The organism is Fulvivirga kasyanovii, assembly GCF_009711405.1.
GTDB lineage: Bacteria > Bacteroidota > Bacteroidia > Cytophagales > Cyclobacteriaceae > Fulvivirga > Fulvivirga kasyanovii.
The window spans coordinates 1-22546 of sequence record NZ_SMLW01000576.1; the positions used below are offsets into that span (position 1 = coordinate 1).

A 22546-nucleotide genomic window follows, 5' to 3' on the forward strand; every position below is an offset into this window, starting at 1 on the left:
ATAATGTCTCTAATTTCTTTCTCAATGCCAGTACAGCATATCTCTTTCTGGAGATCAGTGTATTTACAGGCAGCTTATATTCTTCTGACAGTTCTTTAAAGCTTCTTTCCTCAAATTCATGTTTTATAAATATCTCGCGCTGGTCAGTAGGGAGAGTGTCCAGCGCCTGGGTTACCTGCTCCCAGATGATCTCACGAAAGTGAAGCTCCTCTGGTGCCTGGCCAAGGTCGGGCAATATATCACTCAGCATCAGCGGCTGGTCATCATCACCGACAGCAGTTTCACTCATATTTATAGTGTTAGACCTCACCTTCTGCTTTCTGTAAGAGTCTATGATTTTATGACGGGCAACACTAAACAGCCATGAGGTAGCCTTTTCAATAGAATCGATGGCCCCATATCCATTGACAAATTGCAATAACACATCCTGCAGGATATCCTCAGCATCTTCAAGGTTATTGACCTTGGTCCGGATAAAATTAAGCAGTCGTCCTTTTTCCTTCTTTATGGTTTCTTCCTGCTTTTTTATCATGGATAATTTTAGTGATATTATTGCGTCGTTTGCCATCTCTCTGGGTATAGTCGGATGACTGACGGAAATATTTTATATGTTTAGAAAATATTTTAAAAAAAGTTACTGATCAATTAGTGTCAACCACAGCAACCGTACAATTTCAAAACCATCAGGTTCACTACCATAAATATGGAAAGGGGGAAAAAGTGCTTCTCGCCTTTCATGGCTTTGGGCAGTCGGGTTCAGATTTTGAACCTCTGGCTGATGTCCTGGTCAAAGAATATACGATATACAGCTTCGATCTGTTTTATCATGGAAAGAGCTACTGGAATGAACTGGACACGCCAATGACAAAGGCGTTCTGGAAAGATTTTATCCATGATTTTATCCGTACCCATCATATTGAAAATTTTTCCCTTTGTGGTTTTAGCCTGGGAGGAAAATTTGTGCTTGCCACACTGGAAGCCCATCCCGAACGCATAGAGAAGGTCATGCTGCTGGCTCCCGACGGCATAAAAACCAATGCATGGTATAGCCTGGCCACTTACCCGGTACTTTTTAAGAACTACTTCAAAAGCATGATCGTAAAGCCTCATCGCTTTTTTAACCTGATCAACCTGGTAAAAAAAGCTGGCTTGGTGGAAAAGGGTATATTAAAATTTGCATCCAGCCAAATGAACACCCGAAAAAAACGCAGAAGGGTATACTATGCCTGGGTTGTTTTTAAAGAGCTTAGTTTTAGCATGAAAAAAATTGGTGGCCTCATCAATCACCATAAAATAGATATGCATATGTTCCTGGGCACGCACGATAAGATCATTACCGAAAAGGGTATGCGAAACCTTTTAAGGTATGTGCAGGACTACCAACTCCATATTGCCGAAAGCGGGCACAACAAGTTGATCGAAAAAGTGGCCGAGCATTTGAAAAATACTAAGTAAGGCTTTACTTAATATTTGTTAAAAATACTTTTTGTAGTTCTCTTCATTTTGCCAGAACTCCCGGCATTTAATAATATGCTCGTCTTTGAAGTCCTTGTCATTTTTTAATTCTTTCCAGTCTCCAAACCCCAGCGATTCTGCAAGTTTATAAAAGCGGTCCCCCTGTCCGTTCTTCTTGTTTTGCACTAAAGCACTCAGTAGCGGACGCCCTTCTTCATGCTCTTCTATGGATATTTCATCTAAGATGGTACCCAGTAATTGTTTTTCATGCTTTATTTCAAGGTTTAAACCCAACTCAGCAGTATTTACCAATCTGCGATATGAAATAGGACTTCCTTCAGTCCTCGCTAACTGTATTAATTTATTCCTGACTCTTGTATTCAAGACTTTATTGTTTATTTAAACCGGAATAATACCTAATAATCATTAAAAATAAAAAATTCTAAGAATTCATCACTATCCTGCATACCCATAAAACTAATTAGCCTGCCATTAACAATCAACTTTCTTTTTCCACAGGCTGTACAATTTCATGGCAAAAATTACATTGTTAATTGAGTCAGGTTTACCTACTTTTGCGGTGGAAAAATTGACTACTCCCAAACCCGCAATTTAATGATCAAATTTTTTCTCGATCAAGATCAAAATGCTTACGCTGTAGGCTTGTCAAAAGATCTTAATGATACTGATATTCAAAAGCTTGAATGGCTTTTTGGTAATGCACGCCTGATGAAAGAGGCTACACTTTCGGGCTCATACATTGGCCCCCGAAAAGAGATGATAACCCCATGGAGCACCAATGCGGTAGAGATCACTCAAAATATGGGGATCAATGGAATCGTTCGGATTGAGCAATTCCAGAAGGTACTGTCTATTGATGAAAAGCACGACCCCATGCTGGAGGTAATTTACCCAGGCCTGGACCAGCACCTATTCACCATAGACAGGCAACCCGAGCCTGTACAGGAAATAGAAGACATTGCTGCATACAATGAAGCCGAAGGCCTCGCCCTAAGCCAGGAAGAGGTTGATTACCTGAATGGTGTAAGTGAGAAACTGGGAAGAAAATTGACTGACAGTGAGGTATTTGGGTTTTCACAGGTAAACTCTGAGCATTGCCGCCACAAAATATTTAACGGCACCTTTATAATAGATGGCAAGGAAATGCCATCTTCTTTATTCAAACTGATAAAGAAAACCTCCGAAGAGCATCCCAATTTACTGGTTTCGGCCTATAAGGACAATGTTGCCTTTATCCAGGGGCCTGTGGCTGAGCAATTCGCCCCAAAAACGCAGGACAAGCCGGACTATTTCACAACTAAAGACATAGAAACCGTGATCAGCCTGAAAGCTGAAACACACAACTTTCCTACTACGGTTGAACCTTTTAACGGTGCAGCAACTGGCTCAGGAGGTGAGATCAGAGACCGTCTGGCGGGAGGAAAGGGAAGTTTGCCATTGGCAGGCACTGCGGTATACATGACTTCGTACTCAAGACTGGAGAACGACAGAAAGTGGGAAGGCAAAACACAACCGCGAAAATGGTTGTACCAAACGCCGATGGATATCCTCATAAAGGCGTCTGACGGTGCCAGTGACTTTGGCAACAAATTCGGGCAGCCTCTCATCAGTGGCAGTGTACTTACTTTTGAGCATGAAGAAAACAATAAAAAATTCGGTTTTGATAAAGTGATCATGCTGGCCGGTGGTATAGGCTATGGCAAAAAGAAAGACAGTATCAAGGAAAAGCCACAAACCGATGACAACATTGTGATCCTTGGAGGTGACAATTACCGCATCGGCATGGGAGGAAGTGCGGTTTCGTCAGTGGCAACCGGCGAGTACGGAAATGCCATAGAACTCAACGCCATTCAACGGTCAAACCCGGAAATGCAGAAGCGGGTAATGAACGCCATCAGGGCCATGGTGGAAAGCGACGAAAACCCGATAGTTTCCATCCACGATCATGGCGCCGGAGGCCACCTCAACTGCCTTTCAGAGCTTGTGGAAGAGACAGGTGGCACCATAGATATCAATAAATTACCGGTAGGTGACCCTACCCTTTCTGACAAAGAGATAGCCGGAAACGAGTCTCAGGAGAGAATGGGACTGGTAATGAAGAAAAAGGACATTGAAACCTTACAAAAGGTAGCTGACCGTGAGCGTTCGCCAATGTATGTAGTAGGCGATGTTACCGGTGACGGCCACTTTAAGTTTGAGAATAACAAAACAGGCAAGAACCCAATAGACTGGGACCTTTCACACATGTTTGGTTCATCGCCTAAAACTATCATTGAAGACACTTCCGAAAACCCGGCTTTTGAAGAAGTAACCTACGAAACAGACCATCTACAGACCTATCTGGAAGCTGTACTTCAACTTGAAGCGGTAGCCTGTAAAGACTGGCTCACCAATAAGGTAGACCGCTCTGTAACCGGGAAAGTCGCCAAACAGCAAACCTGCGGCCCCATACAGCTCCCTTTAAATGATGTGGCTGTAATGATGATGGACTACAAGAGCAAAAAGGGTATTGCCACTTCTATCGGCCACGCCCCGGTATCAGCCCTAACAGATCCGGAAGCCGGCTCCAAGCTGTCTATCGCAGAAGCGCTAACCAACCTGGTATGGGCACCTCTCACGCATGGCCTGTCAGGAGTATCATTAAGTGCAAACTGGATGTGGCCTGCTAAAAACAATGGAGAAAATGCCCGGCTTTATAAAGCAGTAGATGCCGTAAGCCAATTTGCCCGCTCACTGGGTGTTAATATACCTACCGGAAAGGATTCCCTGTCAATGACACAGAAATACCCTAACGGTGATGTGGTATATTCTCCGGGAACGGTTATTATTAGTGCTGTAGGCGAAGTTTCTGATGTAACCCGGGTAGTCAGTCCCGACCTCAAAAATATTGAGTCGTCAATTATTTATGTCGACCTTTCCAAAGATGACTTTAAACTTGCCGGTAGCTCTTTCGCCCAGGTGGTCAATAAAATAGGCAATGCGGCACCGACTATTGCGAATACTGAATATTTCGCCAATGGCTTTAAGGCCGTACAGCAACTGATCAGTGAAGGCAAGATATTGGCTGGGCATGATATTTCTGCCGGCGGTATGATCACAGCCTTATTGGAAATGTGCTTCCCTACTAAAGACCTTGGATTGAATATAGATCTGTCCGGCATTAATCAAAGCGATATTATAAAGATATTGTTTAGTGAAAACCCGGGCTTACTGCTTCAAGTGGAAAATGCAGAGGAAATTATTTCCGCTTTAAAGCAACAGGGTATTGAAGGTCTAAAAATAGGTTCGCTTTCCAGCCAAAGAGAATTTACACTTAAACATCAACAAACAGCTTACAATTTTGATATTGATAAGCTAAGGGATGTGTGGTTTAAAACTTCATACTTGCTGGATAAGCGTCAAAGTGGAGAAGGGCATGCTACCAAACGCTTTGAAAATTACAAGATCCAGCCGCTTAGCTACGGCTTCCCTGAAAACTTTACCGGTAAGTTTTCCCAGTATGGGCTGGATATCAACAGGAAGTCCCCTTCTGGTCTAAAAGCCGCCATTATAAGGGAAAAGGGGGTTAATGGAGACCGTGAAATGGCCTGGATCATGTACCTGGCCGGCTTTGATGTTAAGGATGTCCATATGACAGACCTTATTTCTGGTCGTGAAGATCTTTCTGATGTTAATTTTATTGTATTTGTAGGTGGGTTCTCCAACTCTGATGTACTGGGTTCTGCCAAAGGATGGGCCGGTGCCTTCCTGTATAATGAAAAGGCCAAAAATGCATTGGATGCTTTCTATCAAAGGGAAGACACTCTAAGCCTTGGCGTATGCAATGGCTGTCAGTTGATGATGGAACTGGGGCTACTATACCCTGATATGGAGAAACACCCGAAGATGCACCACAATGCATCAGGAAAGTTTGAATCGTCTTTCATCAACCTGGATATACCGAAGAACAATTCGGTGATGCTAAGCTCACTGGAAGGCTCCAGGCTTGGCGTATGGCTGGCGCATGGAGAAGGGCAGTTTGTGTTGCCGGAAAGCGAAGCCTCTTACAACATAGTAAGCAAGTACGCATACAATGAGTACCCGGGTAACCCGAATGGTTCCGGCTTCTCTACTGCGGCATTAAGCTCTAAAGACGGTCGTCACCTGGCTATCATGCCTCACCTGGAAAGATCGTTGTATCCCTGGAACTGGGCCAACTACCCTGCAGACAGAAAAGAAGATGAAGTAAGCCCGTGGATAGAAGCCTTTGTAAATGCAAAGAAATGGATAGAAAAAAAGGTCGCTTTGTAACAGAAGCGACCTTTCAATAAAAAGTTTTTGGTTTGTTATTAAAACAAAACCATTTGAATTATATTTATATGTATACACACGGTATAAATTCAATGGTCTATGAAAGCACAAACCTTCCTTCCCTGCGCCTCCGTGCTATTGGTTTTAATCTCAGGCTGTTTTAGTTACCGGGAATTACCGGTCGAATATGATTACAGCTACAAAGGCAGATTTGACAAATACAACAGTTACGATTTTCTGATCCAAGGTGAAAATGCGGAACTGATGAGCACCAGTGGCACCACAATCTACAATGCTATAGAGTCTCATATGAAATTCCTGGGCTACAAGAAAAAATCCAACCGCCCTGACCTTTTGCTTTCCTTCCGTGTCTTTGCCGACAGTTTAAATTTCAGAGGCTATAACCAGCCCAAGATAGAAGACTGGATGGCAAAGAAAGACAGGGACCTGGAGTATCAACGCATGAAGATAGGTATGAAAGAAGGCACCTTGCTTATTCAGATCTTTGACCGCAAACAGAAGTCATCCATTTGGCAGGGATATGCCACCGATTACTACGGAAAAGTCGACTTTACAGACATCCGGGATGTAAACAATGCGGTAAAATCTATTCTGAACAAATACCAGTTTTTTGCGGACGGATTTCTTGAGGAACAGCAAAAAATTCTTTCCCAATAATTTTTTAAAAAATAGCTGGAACTATTTTTTCATTTTACAAAATTAATTCTACCTTTGCCATCCCAAAAATAAGGGAATTAAATGATGCCCGATGGTGTAACTGGCAACACGTCTGATTTTGGTTCAGAAGAGTCTAGGTTCGAGCCCTAGTCGGGCAACAAATGGCGGACAAAAGTCCGCCTTAATTGTTTAAAGGCAAAACGCGCAAAAATGGCATCCGTAAAGATTTTCTCCGGCAAATCAACTAAATATCTTGCTACTAAAATTGCTCATGCTTATGGCAAGCCTCTCGGTGAGGTAACCCTGCAAGAATTTAGCGACGGAGAAATGTCACCTTTCTTCACGGAGTCAGTAAGGGGGTGCGATGTTTTCATCATTCAATCTACCTTTCCTCCCGCTGACAATTTCATGGAGCTACTGCTCATGATCGATGCAGCCAAAAGGGCCAGTGCAAAATATGTAACCGTGGTAGTGCCTTACTTCGGATATGCCAGACAAGACAGAAAAGATAAACCAAGGGTAGCCATTGCCGCAAAACTTATGGCCAACCTTTTATCAGCGGCCGGCGCAGACCGAATTATGACCTGCGACCTTCATGCTGACCAGATCCAGGGCTTCTTCGATATCCCTGTTGACCACCTTGACGGAACTGCAATATTTATCCCATACATCCGCTCCCTGAACCTGGAAAACATCATGTTTGCATCTCCTGACGTAGGTGGTGTAAAAAGGACACGAAGCTTCGCCAAGTTCTTCAATGCGGAAATGGTAGTGTGTGATAAGTACAGAGAAAGAGCTAATGAAGTGGCCACTATGAGGCTTATAGGAGATGTTGAGGGCAAAGATGTGGTAATGGTGGATGACCTTATAGACACCGGTGGCACCATGTGCAAGGCTGCCGCTTTGCTAAAAGACAAAGGCGCAACATCCGTAAGGGCTGTTGTAACTCACCCGGTACTTTCAGGTAAGGCTTACGAAAACATTTCAAATTCGGTTTTAGAAGAGCTGGCAGTCACAGACAGCTTACCTTTGAGAACAGATAAGGACACGTCGAAAATTAAGGTTTTAACCGTTTCCGATCTATTCGCCAAAGCCATTCGCAAAATTCATGATCACGAGTCTATCAGCTCGCTTTTCATTGAATCTTAATTAACAGAGAACATATTTTTTAAAACTAAATAAACAATACGATGAAAACAGTTGAGATTATAGGGTATAAAAGAGCAAATCTCGGCAAATCAGTTGCTAAAAAATTACGCGCAGAAGGTAATGTTCCTTGCGTACTTTACGGTGGTGATGAGCAGATACATTTTTATGCGCCAATGATTTTATTCCGTGAGTTAGTTTACACGGACAAAGCACACTTTGTAAACCTTAACGTTGAAGGACAAGAGTATCAGGCTATCATGCAGGATCTTCAGTTCCACCCGGTAAGTGAAGTTATTTTACACGTGGATTTCCTACAGTTATTCGAAGGAAAATCTATTAAAATGGATATCCCTGTACACTTCGAAGGCGACGCTCCAGGTGTTACAAAAGGTGGTACGCTAATCAAGAAAAGAAGGTACCTGAAGGTAAAAGCGTTACCTAAAGATATGCCTGAGTATATTACTGTTAACCTGTCTAAACTGGATTTCGGTAAAGCGATAAAAGTAGGTGAGATCGAAGAGAAAAACTTTGAGATCCTTGACTCAAAAATTGCTTCTGTTGCAGTAGTGGAGATCCCTAGAGCACTTAGGGGTAAAACTCAGGAAGCTGACGTAGAAGAAGCAGAAGAAGCCGGTGAGGCTGCTGCTGAGGGTGCAGAAGGCTAAGCATTAGTAATATTTATCATTCAAAAGGCTGTCTTACAAGTCAGATTGAGTGAGCGGGACGAGAAGCAATTCCTAACCTACTCCCTCAGATATCTAAATGACTTTCAGACAGCCTTTTTGTTTTTACTGTTATTCAAAAACTGAAAAGCCAGATAACTCATGAAATACCTGATAGCCGGACTGGGCAATATTGGCCCTGAATATGAAATAACAAGACACAACATCGGGTTCCTAACCCTCGACAGGCTTGCCGAGCAGGAAGGCATAACCTTTAGCACAGAAAGGTTGGCTATGAAAGCTGAGTTTAAACACAAAGCAAGGCAGATACACCTGATCAAACCCACTACCTACATGAACTTAAGTGGCAAAGCGGTCAATTTCTGGATGCAGGAGCTAAAAATCCCCAAAGAAAACCTTCTGGTTGTGGTTGACGATATAGCTTTACCTTTTGGCAATTTGAGGCTGAGGGCAAAAGGCTCTTCGGCAGGTCACAACGGGCTGAAAAATATAGAGCAGGTGACCGGAGGAGCAAACTATGCCAGGCTTAAATTCGGCATCGGGGACAATTTCCATAAAGGTCAGCAGGTAGATTATGTGCTAAGTCCTTTTACCAAAGAAGAATTTAATGTACTGCCTGAAAAGATGGATAAGGCCAATGAAATGATCTTGTCGTTTTGCACTATTGGCATCAGCAGGACTATGACGCAATATAATGACTAAGGAAAGCTATTCACCATCCTCAGTTTGCTGAGGACGGTGAACAATAGATTGATAATTTAACTGATACCTGATCCAGGCTTCACAGCTTCTGAAGGCTGAACAAAACGCAGCGTACCATCCAGGTTTTCCGCCATCAGGATCATACCCTGAGACTCCTCTCCCATTATCTTCCTGGGGGCCAGGTTGACCAGTATCGACACTTGCTGCCCTACTACATCCTCCGGAGCATAGTGTTCTGCAATACCGCTCAGCACCGTCCTTTGATCAATTCCGGTATCTACCTTCAGCTTAAGTAGCTTTTTCGATTTACGTACTTTTTCAGCTTCAAGGATGGTTCCCACACGGATGTCCATCTTCACAAAATCATCAAAGGTTATTTCATCTTTGGCAGGCGCCGCTTTCACATTTTCAAGCTCATTGGCGGCCTTGGTATCTTCCAGTTTTTGCACTTGTTGTTGTATTATATCGTCCTCAATTTTCTCAAACAGCAGTTCTGCCCTGTTTACCTTGTGGCCTGATGTCAGCAGATCGATTTGTCCTGTCTCATCCCAATACAGCTTATCCAGGTTCAGCATATCAGCCAGTTTCTGCGACGTGTAGGGAAGGAAAGGCTCTCCCAGCACTGCAAGGTTAGCAGCTATCTGCAGCCCGATATTCATAATGGTTTTTACGCGCTCGGGATTCTCTTTGATCAATTTCCATGGCTCAGTATCTGCAAGATATTTGTTGCCCGTTCGGGCCAGGTCTATAAACTCGCTGAGAGCTTCCCTGAAACGGAACGCTTCCATGGATTTTGCGATCTTCTCCGGTGCCTCTTTTATTTTCTTAATAGCGTCGTGGTCAATATCAAACAATTCGCCACGCTCAGGTACTTCACCTTCATAATACTTGTTGGTGAGCACAACAGACCTGTTGATGAAGTTTCCAAATATAGCTACCAGTTCGCTGTTGTTCCTGGTTTGAAAATCTTTCCAAGTGAAGTCATTATCCTTGGTTTCCGGAGCATTGGCGCAAAGCACATACCTCAACACATCTTCCTTACCCGGCAGCTCTTCCAGGTATTCGTGTAGCCACACAGCCCAGTTTTTAGAGGTGCTTATTTTATTACCTTCCAGGTTTAAGAACTCATTGGCCGGTACATTATCTGGCAATACATAGCTGCCATCCGCATGTAGTATACTGGGGAAAATGATGCAGTGGAATACGATATTATCTTTACCAATAAAGTGGAGTAACCTTGTGTTTTCATCCTTCCAGTAAGGCTCCCAGTCCTGACCATTCTTTTGTGCCCACTCCTTGGTCGCCGAAATATAGCCAATAGGTGCGTCAAACCATACATAGAGCACTTTGCCTTCCGCCCCTTTAACAGGCACGGGCACGCCCCAGTCCAGGTCCCTTGTCATCGCACGGGGCATTAACCCACCGTCAAGCCATGACTTACACTGACCATATACATTGCTCTTCCACTCCTTATGCCCTTCAAGTATCCACTGCCTCAGCCAATTCTCATAGTCGTTCATTGGGAAGTACCAATGCGTGGTTTCCTTAAGCACCGGCTTATCCCCACTTAAAGCAGACCGGGGATTGATCAGCTCAGACGGACTCAATGACGAGCCGCACTTCTCACACTGATCACCATAAGCCTGGTCATAATTACAGTTAGGACATGTACCTATAATGTAGCGATCGGCCAGGAATTGCTTGCTCTGCTCATCGTAGTACTGTTCAGAGGTCTTTTCCTCAAAAACCCCTTTTTCATAAAGCTCTTTGAACATCTCGGAAGAAGTCTCATGGTGCACCTGGTTAGAGGTTCTGGAGTAGATATCAAAAGATATCCCGAGCTTCTCAAAAGAATCTTTAATCAGTGTATGATATTTATCTACAATTTCCTGCGGAGTGACTCCCTCCTTTCTCGCTCTAAGAGTGATCGCTACCCCGTGTTCATCGGACCCACATACGAACAACACATCCTTTTTACGACTGCGTAAATATCTGACGTATATGTCGGCAGGCACGTATACTCCTGCAAGATGACCGATATGCACAGGGCCGTTGGCGTAGGGAAGTGCCGCTGTTATGGTATGTCTATCAAATTTTTTATCAGGCATTATTAATCATTGGTTAATGCCGCAAAGATAGAAGATATTAAAAGCAAATGTTAATTATCCTCCGTATAACAGGAAATTTATGAAGAAGGGAGCACCACCCTGAAATGGGTATAGGCCTTGTCATCATTCAGCAGCATAATTTCTCCCCCAAGCTTTTGCACACTTTGTTTTACAATATACAGTCCGAGTCCTATAGTCTGGTGGCGCAGCGCTGTTTTAGAGAACATCTGAAAGATATCATCCACGTCTTCATCCTTTATGCCTATGCCATTATCCATGAAATGGATAACACAACAGCTACTATCTTCTCCCCTGGCCACTCTGATCTTTATTATACTGGCCCGATCAGGCACCTTAAACCTGACAGCATTTTGTATCATATTGAAGAATATCAGATCCACCAGCAATGGATCGGAGTAGTATTTCAGGTCGGAGGTTATTTTATAGGTTACTTTAAAGTCTTCCGTACCTTCGATATTTTGCACCTGTTCTATACACTTCACAATCAGTTGCTCAAAGTCTATCTTTTTATATTTCACTTCCAGACTGTTGATGTCGCTTATCGTCTTTAACCTTGTAAGGATATCGTTGAGCCCGGATGATGTCTGTAAAAGCATTTTAAAGTATCGAAGGGCCTTAACGTCGTTGATATCCAACAGGGCTACATTACAAATCCCCATCAATGTAGCCAATGGCCCTTTAATGTCGTGTGATGACTTATACAGAAAGTTATCCAGCTCGAGATTGGCCATTTTCAACTCCTGGTTTCGGCTCTCCAGCTCCTGAGTACTTTTGTCAACTTTGTCCTGAAGGTGAATATTGTATGTGGCCAGCTTTTCGTTTTGCTCAGTTATCAGGGCATGGGCCTTTTCAAGCTCTGCATTTTTTGAGATGAGTATTTCTTTCTGGGCTTCAATTTCTTCTTTCTGCGACATCACCTCCATATTTCTTTCTGCCAGTGCCTTATTGGTCTTACGGTTGTGCCGGTAAGCGTAAAATATCAAAACTACCAGGAGAAAAACCAAACTAAAAATAATGATCAGGAATACGTTGATCTTTCGGTTTATAATCAATTGCCGCTCCTTCTTTTCCAGCACTTTTTGATTCTCTTCCTCCTGTATTTTCAACTGGATAGCTGCCAGATTATGCGCAAGTGCCTCATTGAAAAGGGTATCCCGAAGTCTTAGCAGGCGCGCTTTATAGTCATAAGCTTTATTGATGTCTCCCTTTTGGTGGTATAGATCCGAAAACAAACTGATATTCTCAAACATGCGCTCCTTCGAGCCTATTTGCTCGGCTATTTCCTGGCTCTTATTCAAAAAAGCCAGTGCGCTGTCATACTCTCCTTTCCTCTGAGCCTCTTTACTGTAGTAATAGTAAATTTCAGAGATACCATTTTTCTCAGATATCTCTTCTCTCAAGCTCAAGGAAGTGTCCAGGTATTTCCTTGACTTCCCATATGCACCAAGCTGCTGGTAGATCTGCCCCAAACCACTATAGGCTACTGCATTCCAGTTTTTGTTGTCAACCCCAAGCCTTAATGAGCTCTCAAAAAAGCTTTTCGCCCTGACCAGATCCCCTTCTTTCAGGAAGGTTATACCTATATTATTTAGTGAATATAGCTCAAGGTTGGAGTCTTTACTAACCATAGCCACCTCAAGACCCCTGTTGAAATATTCTCTGGCTTTTGAATAATCCTTGAGCTTGTCATACACCAAACCTATATTATTTAAAGTTAGGGCTTTACCATATACCTCATTGATTGCCTGTTTAAGGTTGAGAGAACGCAACAGATTTTCAAGCGCCCCCTGATAGCTGCCCATATTGTAATAGGCCAGGCCTATGTTGTTAAAGGCATTATTAATAAGTACAGTATCTTGAATTGCATTGGCTATTTTCAGGGACCTGTTGGAGTAAACCAGTACAGAGTCATAATCGCCAAGGTAATAGTAGACTCCACCTATTAGCCGCAAAGATTTTGATATTTGCTGCTGATCTCCATGCTGTACAGAAAGATCATAAGCCTCTCTGGCATAGCTCATAGCATCTTTTGGGTAGTTTAACCAGGTTTTGACCACAAGTGTGTGCAAAATGTCAACTCTGTTGTTGCCTGAGGCGCTTGACAGCTTGCCGATAAGGCTATCGACTTCCTGGCTACATACAACTGAAAAGTTGGCCACAACGAAAAATAGGACCATCCAAAGAGCACGCATACTCTGACTGAGTTTGTTTCAAACTAGAAATAACTCAATAAGTTAGAAAAAAATTAATAGCATGCCAATTATTCTGCGTTAATAATACCTCATGTTCTTTTAATCACGCCTTTCCAAAGTAATGTCCCTGATAAAACCAAAAGCGAAGCTCCCTTCTTCTTCGTAGCAATAGCGCTGTGATAATTCGTTGTAATAAATCGGGGCTCCCATACTTTTCATTTCTTCAATGCACCGGAAAAACGTACTTCTGGAAACTCCCAACCGGTTAGCCAGGGCCGATGCCCCTCCTTTATATTTCATTCTGATCATTCGGTCCAGGCGGAGATAAAGATTTCTCTTTTCGTCGTTAGTCATAGCATAAGGCTTTTATGTCTACAGATGGGCTCTTCTATACTATTATATTAATAGCAGGCCAATTCTATAATACTTAAAGGTTAAAAAGTCACGTCCAATTCTAGGATCAAGCTGAATTTCCGGGGAGACCCTAAATTTTCACCCCTTTGCTGACAAACAGTTGTTAATAGTAGTCAGCAAAAGCATTTGGCAAACTCGTATAATATAACAATAAGGGTGGTTTACTGATTTTCAGTGGCAAGTTCACATCACTTACTTTACTTTCCAATCTATTTACTCCACAGGTTTTACGCTTGATACCAATTCTACAGGAAAGACAGTTGAGACCTGCATTTACCCTACCCACTGCTAAGCCTGACGTGCATTATATTCAGGTGTGTACAAGTCAAAATGCATGGAGTCCTCCGCCGGGAAACTTTTCGTATTTGTACATAGCAGCAGTTGACAACCCCTTCAATGAGGAGTAATAATTTGCGTTTAGTGATAAGGAAGGATTACTTCAAATTGTGTAAAACCTCCAGGGGCTTTACTGAGCGTTATTTCTCCTCCAAGCTTTTCCACTGCCAGCTTAACCAGGTAAAGTCCAAGCCCTGCTGTATCTGACATATCCGAGGCTTTGGAGAAAATCTCGAAGATTTTATATGAAACGTTTTCGTCAATGCCTATCCCGTTATCCACCACCAGCACATGCAGCCGATCGTTACTGAATATTTTTATATTGATAAAGGAATCAATACGACCGGAGGTATTATAGAACTTAAAGGCATTGCTGATAAGATTGGTAAGGATGATCCTCAAAAGGTCCTGATCGCCCCTGAAATGCAAATTACATTCGATTTCTTTTTCAACAGAGATGGCCTTCAATGTTTTTGCATTTTGTTGTTCACTGATAATATCCGTGACCATGGCATCAAAATCAATGGGTTCTTCTGAGATCAGAGAGTTATTTATCTGATTGATAACCAGCAACTTAGAAAGTATCTCATTTAACCTTTCCGCTGTTTTGCTCAGTTTGTTGAAGTAGTCGATTGACTTTTCATCTTCTATATCTATCAGAGCTACATTACAAACGCCCTGCAAGGTAGCCAGTGGCCCCCTAATATCGTGAGAGGTCTTGTAAATAAAGTTATCCAGTTCAGTATTGGATTTCAACAAAGCCGCATTAGAAGCATTAAGCTCCTGCGTACGTTCCCTCACACGCTCTTCCAGCACCGTGTTCATATTAGTCAGCTCCAGATTCTGCTTTTCAATAGTCTCGTTGGCCTCATACAACTTTCTGTTGACGTTCCTTCTATGCTGGTTGTTTCTGTAGAGGATAACCAAAATAACCACAGCCAAAAAGATTATAATGATCGAAAGGATCAAAAGTGTTGTTCTTCTGGATATTTCGGACTTTTGAAGGCTTATAGTTTCCAGGTTTTCCTTTTCCTGATAATTGATTTGAATGTTAGCGAGGTTTTGTATGACTTCTTCGTTTAAGATTAACCCGCTCAAAGAGTCATACTTCATTTGATAGCCATATGCCTTTTCAAAATCATTCAGCAAGGCATATATTTCTCCGTAGAGCTTATAATTTTTATTTACCCAGACCCTTGAATCTATTTCTTCGGCAAGTGTCTGACTGGCATGCAGAAGCTCCAGCGCCTCATCTATGTTTCCTTCTTCTTTTTTAATTCTTGCCAGATAATGGGTATTATTTACTACATGGCTTTGCAGACCTACACCGGTGGCAATTTCGATAGCCTCCCGTAAGTAAACCTCGGCCTGTTCGGCATTATCGAGAGAATAGTATGCCAATGCTGCACCATTTAGTGCATCTACTTTAATTCTATCTTCACAGCCATTGCGTTCACAGAGTTTTAATACTCTTGTAAAATTGTTTACCGCCTCATCATAGTTATTCAAGTCAGAAAAGCACAATCCCAGATTGATCAGAGTACCCTCTATTTTGCTTTCATCTTTAAGCGACTTTTTGATTTCCAATGACCTTTTGAAATATTCAATGGCCTTATTATAATCTTTGATCTGGTAGTAAACGAGTCCAATATTGTTACATGAAATGGCTATTTCCAGTTGATTCTTTTCTTCCTCCCGGAGGGATAAAGACTGAAAATGGTATTGTAGCGCTTCATCATACTTACCGTAATAGTAATAGGTAAGCCCCAGGTTATTCAATACAAATTTTTCACGGTCTTTAAACTCGTTTCGCCGGGCAATGCGGAGCGCATTTTGAAAATGATCAATGGCCAGTTGGTAAAATCCCTTTTCCTGATACACATAGCCTATTGCTATTTCTGTCCGCACAATCATCAGGCTGTCCCCTATGCCGTAGGATAATGCCTGTGATCGCTCTGCAAAATACAAGGCACTATCCAGGTCGGTAAGTCGATAGGATATGAATAATTCCATCAGGGCATTACTCTTTACTTCAAAATCATCGCTCTTAACCCTTTCTTTCAGTGAATCTATTTTGGACTGGGCAAAACCCAATACACTGACAAAACTCAGAAGGAATATAAAGGTGATTGCCTTCCATCGGAGAAATGGAATAATGCTAACTTTAACAACCCATGTAATATTTTGACACATTTTAAATAGATTCCTACAATATTCTATCCCACATTTGTGAGCAAATGTAAAAACAACGGCAAAAATAATTTATACTGAACAATATCAACATGTAAGAAATGGAGGTGTTTTTACAACAAATACTCAAAAAATGAGCACCTTTTCGAAGTTAAAATTTCAGAAAAAATTAAAAAATATAAAACAAGCATTACAAACTATAAACCAATATAACTATGAAAGCCAAACTATTTACAATTCTAGCCATTATTTTTTTAGCTACCATTTTTTCTTCATGCACTGAAGAAGAAATCAGTCCGGACTCTAACAAATCCGATCATTCTACCATTGGTCATGGAGAAAGTGACACTAACTTCTAAACTCAGCAGCCATGAAAACAAAAGTAATAATTATAGCCTTTACAGTAGCTGTAATCGCCTCATTCTCATTCATAACCATCAACAAGGAGTCATTTTCTAAGAAGAAAGAGGCTCCGATATCCCAGCAGGCAGAACCTGTAAGCGGCTTTGCCCTGGAGGATGAGAACCAGTTTTAACCTAACGTAACCTTAGTTCAAATAATATAGAAATGAGCCATTATCCGGTCACTGGCATGCATGCCAGTCCATCTGGTTGATTTCGCAAATAAAATAAATTGTATTATGAAAGCTAAAATAGCCATCGTTGCTTTCGCAGTAGCTGTGATCGCCTCATTTTCATTCATTACTATAAATAAAAGTGCTGTAGCCAAAAAAACTCAGACCGAAACTGTAAAGCATGACCAACCAACAGATGGGTTTGCTTTGCAGGACGAGAACCAGTTTTAAAGAGGTTTTAAAGATTAAGGGGAATTTTCGGGGAGACTCTGACTTTGCTATTCTGTTTTTGACAGACAACTGTTAATAACAATCAGCAAAGCAGTTGGCGACCAGGATCAATAGCGATAGACACAGTTTACTGATTCCCAGTAATAAGCTTCTAGGTGCGGATCTTATTTTTCGGTTCCGCTCAATCCACAAGTTTTAAGATCGGCCCTTTTTATGGCCGCGTCCGGAGCTTGACATTTTTTCTTTCAAAGGCTAAACAAAAGCCCTTATAAGGTTGTTGTATGATCATTATTTATTGGGCATACCAGGCATAACTTAATGGTGTACACCCCTAAATTTGCACTGAAACTGTAAGTGTAAATAAATAATTACAGTCAAAGGCAAGCCTGCAAACACCTGTTATTCAAGGCAAAAGCAGGAGAAAGGAGCTTGCAAATGTGGGAGAAAAATGATGTAATATTGAAATTATTTTTCAATATGCAACCTCATCACATAAGGTTACTTACCAATTGTGAAGAATGACTACGTATTTGTAAATTAAAAGGTTCAAACATTACATGACAGGAATATAAATTTAAAATGAACTTTTTATAATTCATTGATTTTCAGCCAGTAGCGTTTGCTTAAATTTCACCCCTCCTTTTGATGTACGGAAATACCATTTATCATTCCAGTATTAATTAAATTTAATTTTGGTTTAACTATTCTTTGCGTTTAGTTTAGTAATTTTGCGGCTTAATTTTTAAGCTAATGCAAAATATTCGTAATGTCGCTATTATAGCGCACGTTGACCACGGTAAAACTACCTTGGTTGACAAAATTATTCACGCCTCAAAAATTATCAGGGAGAATCAGGAGACTGACGATCTTATCTTGGACAATGAGGACCTGGAGAAAGAAAGAGGGATCACCATTGTTTCCAAAAACGTTTCAGTAAGATATAAAGACGTAAAAATAAATATTATCGATACTCCTGGTCACGCCGACTTCGGTGGTGAAGTGGAGAGGGTTTTGAAAATGGCCGACGGTGTTCTTTTGTTGGTTGATGCCTTTGAAGGCCCCATGCCGCAAACCCGCTTTGTACTTGGCAAGGCTATCGACCTGGGTTTGAAACCTATTGTGGTTGTAAATAAAGTAGACAAAGAGAACTGTCGTCCTGACGAGGTTCATGAGCAGGTTTTTGACTTGATGTTTAACCTGGACGCTACAGAAGACCAGCTTGACTTCCCTACGCTTTATGGCTCATCAAAGCAAGGCTGGATGAACACTGACTGGAAAACACCTACCGACAATATATTCCCGCTTCTGGATGCTATTATCGAGCATATTCCACCTGCACCACAAAATGAAGGTGTGCTGCAAATGCGTGTCACTTCCCTCGACTTTTCTGCTTATGTAGGCCGTATTGCCATAGGCAGGATCGCCCAAGGTACCGTTAAAGAAGGTGACACTGTAGGTTTGACCAAAAAGGATGGCTCTGTTAAAAGATGTAAAGTAAAAGAGGTACATATTTTTGAAGGCCTTGGTAAAAAACGCGTACCGGAAGCATCATCAGGAGAAATCTGTGCGCTTGTAGGTATCGATGACTTTGAGCTTGGCGATACTGTAACCGACATCAACAACCCGCAACCTCTTCCTCGTATAGCTATTGACGAGCCTACCATGAGTATGCTCTTCACTATCAACAATAGTCCGTTCTTCGGCAAAGAGGGTAAATTTGTAACCTCGCGCCACCTGAGAGACAGATTATACAAGGAAACTGAGAAAAACCTGGCTTTAAGGATTGAAGATACCTCCTCAGAGGATAAGTTTAACGTATTCGGCAGGGGTATCCTTCACTTGTCAGTGTTGATCGAAACCATGAGAAGGGAAGGTTATGAGTTGCAGGTAGGTCAGCCTCAGGTGATCATCAAGGAAATTGACGGTGTAAAACATGAACCTATCGAGCACCTTGTAGTGGATGTTCCTCAGGAAAGCTCCGGTAAGGTTATCGAACTGGTAAGTGCTAAAAAAGGTGAATTGAAGATCATGGAGCCTAAGGGTGACCTGCAGCACCTTGAATTTGATATTCCAGCAAGAGGTCTGATTGGTTTGAGAAACAACGTGCTTACCGCAACTGCCGGTGAGGCCATCATGACGCACAGATTCAAAGAGTATGCTCCTTATAAAGGTGATATCCCGGGAAGGATCAACGGATCACTGATCTCTATGGAAAACGGTCCCGGCACTCCCTACTCAATAGATAAACTTCAGGACAGAGGTATATTTTTCGTTGAGCCTGGTGAGGATCTGTATACAGGACAGGTAATTGGTGAACACTCCAGGGATAACGACCTTGTAGTAAACGTGCAAAAGGGTAAGAAACTTACCAACATGAGGGCATCAGGTTCTGACAACAACGCCAAGATCGCTCCTCCTAAAAGGTTTTCACTAGAGGAAGCCATGGAATACATCCAAAAAGATGAATACCTTGAAGTGACCCCTAAGTCTATCCGAATGAGGAAGATCTACCTTGACGAGAACGAGCGTAAGAGAATGTCTAATAAAGAACAATAAGCAATAGACAAAAACAGTTAGCAAACTGTGCTATGGAAGGTCTGCACCATCGGTTGCAGACCTTTTTTTCTTTAATTTGTAAGCCCCATTAATCATAAAAAACGCCCGAAAGATTATCTTCCGGGCGTTTTATTATTTCGTAGGGTAAGCAGTGGCTTACAAAGGTATCTGCTCAAGCTTTACCGAGGCTTCTCCCTTAAATGCTTTTCTGGCTTTAAGGTTTAGCACCTGGAACATTTCTTCATCCTGTACCACGTCAGGGTTAGGGGTAGTCAACAGTTTATCACCGGCAAATATAGAATTGGCTCCGGCCATAAAGCAAAGTGCCTGCTCTTCCATATTCATTCTTACCCTCCCGGCAGATAACCTCACCATAGCCTTAGGCATAATGATCCTTGCAGTGGCTATCATCCTTACCATTTCCCATACCGAAACACGGGGCTGCTCAGCCAAAGGTGTACCTTCAACGGGCACCAAGGCATTAACAGGTACAGACTCGGGGTGCTCTGGCAGCGTAGCCAAAGTGTGCAACATTCCTACACGGTCCTCATCTCTTTCTCCCATTCCAATGATACCTCCGGAGCATACGGATATCTTCGCATTGCGTACGTTTTTCAAAGTATCAAGACGGTCGTCATAGGTGCGGGTTGAGATTATTTCATCGTAGTGCTCCTCGCTGGTATCGAGGTTATGGTTGTAGGCATACAGGCCTGCATCCTTCAGTTTTTGAGCCTGCTCTTCTGTAAGCATTCCCAAGGTACAGCATACTTCCAATCCCATACTGTTAACGCCCTTCACCATATCAAGCACTCTGTCAAAATCACGATTATCTCTGACTTCTCTCCAGGCTGCACCCATGCAAAAACGTGTACTACCAGAATCCTTCGCCTCTTTGGCCTTGGCCAAAACTTCTTCTGTCGGTAATAGTTTATGCGCCTTTACATCTGTATGGTACCGGGCTGCCTGAGGGCAATATGAGCAGTCTTCCGGGCAACCTCCGGTTTTAACCGAAAGCAAAGTACATACCTGAACTTCCGAGGAATTGTGATATTCCCTATGTACAGTGGCTGCTTTATACATGAGATCCAAAACCGGAGAATTGTATATCTCAGTAATTTCCTCCCTGGTCCAGTTGTTTCTTATTTCAGTCATTATATAAATAGTTTTTTTAAATCAATCTGACATTCCCTTAAGGAAATATGGGATCAAAGTAAACACATAATCATCAAAGGTCATTGCTTTTGAGCAAAGAAATTGACTCAAACAGGCTTGGTAGCCGGTATCTGCCCTGTTTGGGTGCTTAACTATTAATTCAAATAGAATTCGTAAGGCATTCTCGCCTGTAGCCCATTCAGCTCTTTAACTTTTTTCACTGATTCCAGGTATGGATAAAACTCTCCCATTTCTTCTTTGATGATTTTCGTACTTCTCTCACCTTCAAGTTCCTTCATAAATTCTTCAAAGATGTTTTGTTGTTTGGGGTAATATCTCACTTTATAGTCGTCCTGGATATTGGCTTTTTGGACAGCTATTTCAATGGCTGCTTCAAGATCACCAAGAATATCCACCAAACCATTGGCTTTGGCCTGGCTTCCTGTCCACACTCTTCCTGAAGCGATTTTCTTAAGCTCCTCCACACTCATGTTCCTGCCCTGAGCGGCTTTAGTGACAAAGGTCTCATAGCCATCCTCCACATCATTTTGGATGATCTGCTTTTCCTGATCGGTCAGTGGCCTGGTAACATTGTAGATGCTGGAAAGCGCTCCAGTCTTCACCTCATCGTGGGTAATGCCGAGTTTATTATTAAGAAAGCCCTGTAGGTTAAATATAATACCAAAGATACCGATTGAACCGGTAATGGTGTTGGGCTGGGCAACTATAGTGTCGCAGGCCATAGCCATGTAGTAACCTCCCGACGCCGCAACATCTGACATCGATGCGATCACCGGCTTCTCTGCACCTGCCAGCTTTATCTCCCTCCACATTACATCCGAAGCTACAAAGCTTCCTCCCGGAGAATTGATCCTGATTACAATAGCTTTTATGTCATCGTCTTTTCTTGCCTTGCGGATCTCTTCTGAAAACTTCTCCGAACCAATGGTATTCACATCGCCCTTGCCTGATATAATATCGCCGGAAGCCACAATAACGGCCACTTCATTATCTGAGCTTTTGTAGGTGCTAAAACTCTCTTTGTATTTTTGGTAAGAGATCAGGTTCAGGTCCGTATCCTCCTCTACCCCTATCTCAGCTTTTAGTTCAGAAACTACCTGATCAAAATATACAAGATCATCGGCCAGGTGATACTCCACAGCTTCCTTAGGCCTCCTTACCAGCATGTTATCAGAGATTTCCATGAGCTTCTCCGGAGCTATATTTCTTGACTCCGCTATTTTAGAGATTACATTGCCATAAACAGAGTTAAGCATGGAGGTTAGCTGCAGCCTGTTTTCTTCGCTCATATCCTTTCTCACGAAGGGCTCAACCGCACTTTTAAAGTCTCCAACCCTGAATATCTGCGGCTCTATGTCCAGCTTATCAAATAATCCCTTAAAAAAGGTAAGGTTGGCACTGAGCCCGTTAAGCTCCAAACTCCCCTCGGGGTGCATGTAGACCTTATCAGCCACAGAAGAAAGGTAATAGCCCGCCTCACTGTAGAATTCGCTGAAAGCAACAACAAATTTCCCTGAACTTTTAAAATCATTCAGTGCATCGCGGATCTCCTCAGTAGCAGCCATACCGGCCATTACGTATGGAGCTTCAAGGTAAATACCTTTGATCTTATTATCATCTTTCGCATTTCTGATGGCTTCTTTCAACTGCACAAGGCCAATGGTATTAGGCGCAGTAGGGAACATATCCAGCTCAGCAAACGGATTATTAAACTCCACTTCCGAAATAGGCTTGTCAAGCTTGATATGAAGGACCGACTTTTCTGATACTTGA

Annotated in this window: 17 protein-coding genes and 1 tRNA gene; 10 read left to right on the top strand and 8 right to left on the bottom strand. The window is 42.3% G+C overall.

The genetic code is table 11. The features are described 5' to 3' along the window. Positions 1 to 568: RNA polymerase sigma factor (locus E1163_RS15415; protein ID WP_246223710.1), on the bottom strand; the 568-nt coding region annotated here is incomplete at its 3' end. Between the two features lie 80 nt (positions 569 to 648). Here E1163_RS15415 and E1163_RS15420 point away from each other — a divergent pair. Continuing rightward, on the top strand, positions 649 to 1455 hold the full coding sequence (locus E1163_RS15420) for an alpha/beta hydrolase (protein WP_343033846.1): 807 nt from the start codon (positions 649 to 651) through the stop codon (positions 1453 to 1455). A gap of 18 nt (positions 1456 to 1473) precedes the next feature. Here the strand turns inward: E1163_RS15420 and E1163_RS15425 are convergent, their stop codons facing one another. Further along, positions 1474 to 1839: a hypothetical protein gene (locus tag E1163_RS15425; RefSeq protein ID WP_155173348.1), complete on the bottom strand. Its 366-nt coding sequence runs from the start codon at positions 1837 to 1839 to the stop codon at positions 1474 to 1476. 231 nt (positions 1840 to 2070) lie between these two features. On the opposite strand from E1163_RS15425, the gene purL reads away from it, so the two are divergent. From purL to pth, 6 genes are all read left to right on the top strand, one after another. Then, positions 2071 to 5766: a phosphoribosylformylglycinamidine synthase gene (purL, locus tag E1163_RS15430; RefSeq protein WP_155173349.1), complete on the top strand. Its 3696-nt coding sequence runs from the start codon at positions 2071 to 2073 to the stop codon at positions 5764 to 5766. Positions 5767 to 5865: 99 nt separating this feature from the next. Beyond that, positions 5866 to 6444 (top strand): DUF4136 domain-containing protein, encoded by a 579-nt coding sequence (locus tag E1163_RS15435; RefSeq protein WP_155173350.1) that lies wholly within the window; start codon positions 5866 to 5868, stop codon positions 6442 to 6444. Between the two features lie 85 nt (positions 6445 to 6529). Then, positions 6530 to 6602 (top strand) — tRNA-Gln (locus E1163_RS15440). A 52-nt stretch (positions 6603 to 6654) separates the two neighbouring features. Then, a complete protein-coding gene (locus E1163_RS15445; RefSeq protein WP_155173351.1) occupies positions 6655 to 7593 on the top strand; it encodes a ribose-phosphate pyrophosphokinase in 939 nt (312 codons plus the stop codon). A gap of 41 nt (positions 7594 to 7634) precedes the next feature. Then, positions 7635 to 8258, top strand: coding sequence for a 50S ribosomal protein L25/general stress protein Ctc (locus E1163_RS15450; protein WP_155173352.1), 624 nt, complete (start codon positions 7635 to 7637; stop codon positions 8256 to 8258). Between the two features lie 159 nt (positions 8259 to 8417). Beyond that, positions 8418 to 8978: an aminoacyl-tRNA hydrolase gene (pth, locus tag E1163_RS15455; protein WP_155173353.1), complete on the top strand. Its 561-nt coding sequence runs from the start codon at positions 8418 to 8420 to the stop codon at positions 8976 to 8978. A 56-nt stretch (positions 8979 to 9034) separates the two neighbouring features. Here the strand turns inward: pth and metG are convergent, their stop codons facing one another. From metG to E1163_RS15475, 4 genes are all read right to left on the bottom strand, one after another. After that, on the bottom strand, positions 9035 to 11086 hold the full coding sequence (metG, locus tag E1163_RS15460; RefSeq protein ID WP_155173354.1) for a methionine--tRNA ligase: 2052 nt from the start codon (positions 11084 to 11086) through the stop codon (positions 9035 to 9037). A 77-nt stretch (positions 11087 to 11163) separates the two neighbouring features. Continuing rightward, positions 11164 to 13299: a tetratricopeptide repeat-containing sensor histidine kinase gene (locus E1163_RS15465; protein ID WP_155173355.1), complete on the bottom strand. Its 2136-nt coding sequence runs from the start codon at positions 13297 to 13299 to the stop codon at positions 11164 to 11166. Positions 13300 to 13398: 99 nt separating this feature from the next. Next, positions 13399 to 13653 carry an HTH domain-containing protein gene (locus tag E1163_RS15470; RefSeq protein WP_155173356.1) on the bottom strand — a complete coding sequence of 85 codons (255 nt, stop codon included), beginning with the start codon at positions 13651 to 13653 and terminating at the stop codon, positions 13399 to 13401. 477 nt (positions 13654 to 14130) lie between these two features. Then, positions 14131 to 16242 carry a tetratricopeptide repeat protein gene (locus E1163_RS15475; RefSeq protein WP_155173357.1) on the bottom strand — a complete coding sequence of 704 codons (2112 nt, stop codon included), beginning with the start codon at positions 16240 to 16242 and terminating at the stop codon, positions 14131 to 14133. A gap of 367 nt (positions 16243 to 16609) precedes the next feature. On the opposite strand from E1163_RS15475, the gene E1163_RS30590 reads away from it, so the two are divergent. The 3 genes from E1163_RS30590 to typA all read left to right on the top strand — a co-directional run bounded on the left by E1163_RS30590 (position 16610) and on the right by typA (position 19600). Then, positions 16610 to 16774: a hypothetical protein gene (locus E1163_RS30590; RefSeq protein WP_185156100.1), complete on the top strand. Its 165-nt coding sequence runs from the start codon at positions 16610 to 16612 to the stop codon at positions 16772 to 16774. Positions 16775 to 16879: 105 nt separating this feature from the next. Further along, positions 16880 to 17044 carry a hypothetical protein gene (locus E1163_RS30595; protein ID WP_185156101.1) on the top strand — a complete coding sequence of 55 codons (165 nt, stop codon included), beginning with the start codon at positions 16880 to 16882 and terminating at the stop codon, positions 17042 to 17044. A 750-nt stretch (positions 17045 to 17794) separates the two neighbouring features. Further along, positions 17795 to 19600 carry a translational GTPase TypA gene (gene typA, locus E1163_RS15480; RefSeq protein WP_155173358.1) on the top strand — a complete coding sequence of 602 codons (1806 nt, stop codon included), beginning with the start codon at positions 17795 to 17797 and terminating at the stop codon, positions 19598 to 19600. Between the two features lie 156 nt (positions 19601 to 19756). Here the strand turns inward: typA and bioB are convergent, their stop codons facing one another. Both bioB and sppA read right to left on the bottom strand, forming a co-directional pair. Beyond that, on the bottom strand, positions 19757 to 20752 hold the full coding sequence (bioB, locus tag E1163_RS15485) for a biotin synthase BioB (protein WP_155173359.1): 996 nt from the start codon (positions 20750 to 20752) through the stop codon (positions 19757 to 19759). Between the two features lie 155 nt (positions 20753 to 20907). Then, positions 20908 to 22546 (bottom strand): signal peptide peptidase SppA (gene sppA / locus E1163_RS15490; RefSeq protein ID WP_155173360.1); only part of this gene is annotated, 1639 nt, incomplete at its 5' end.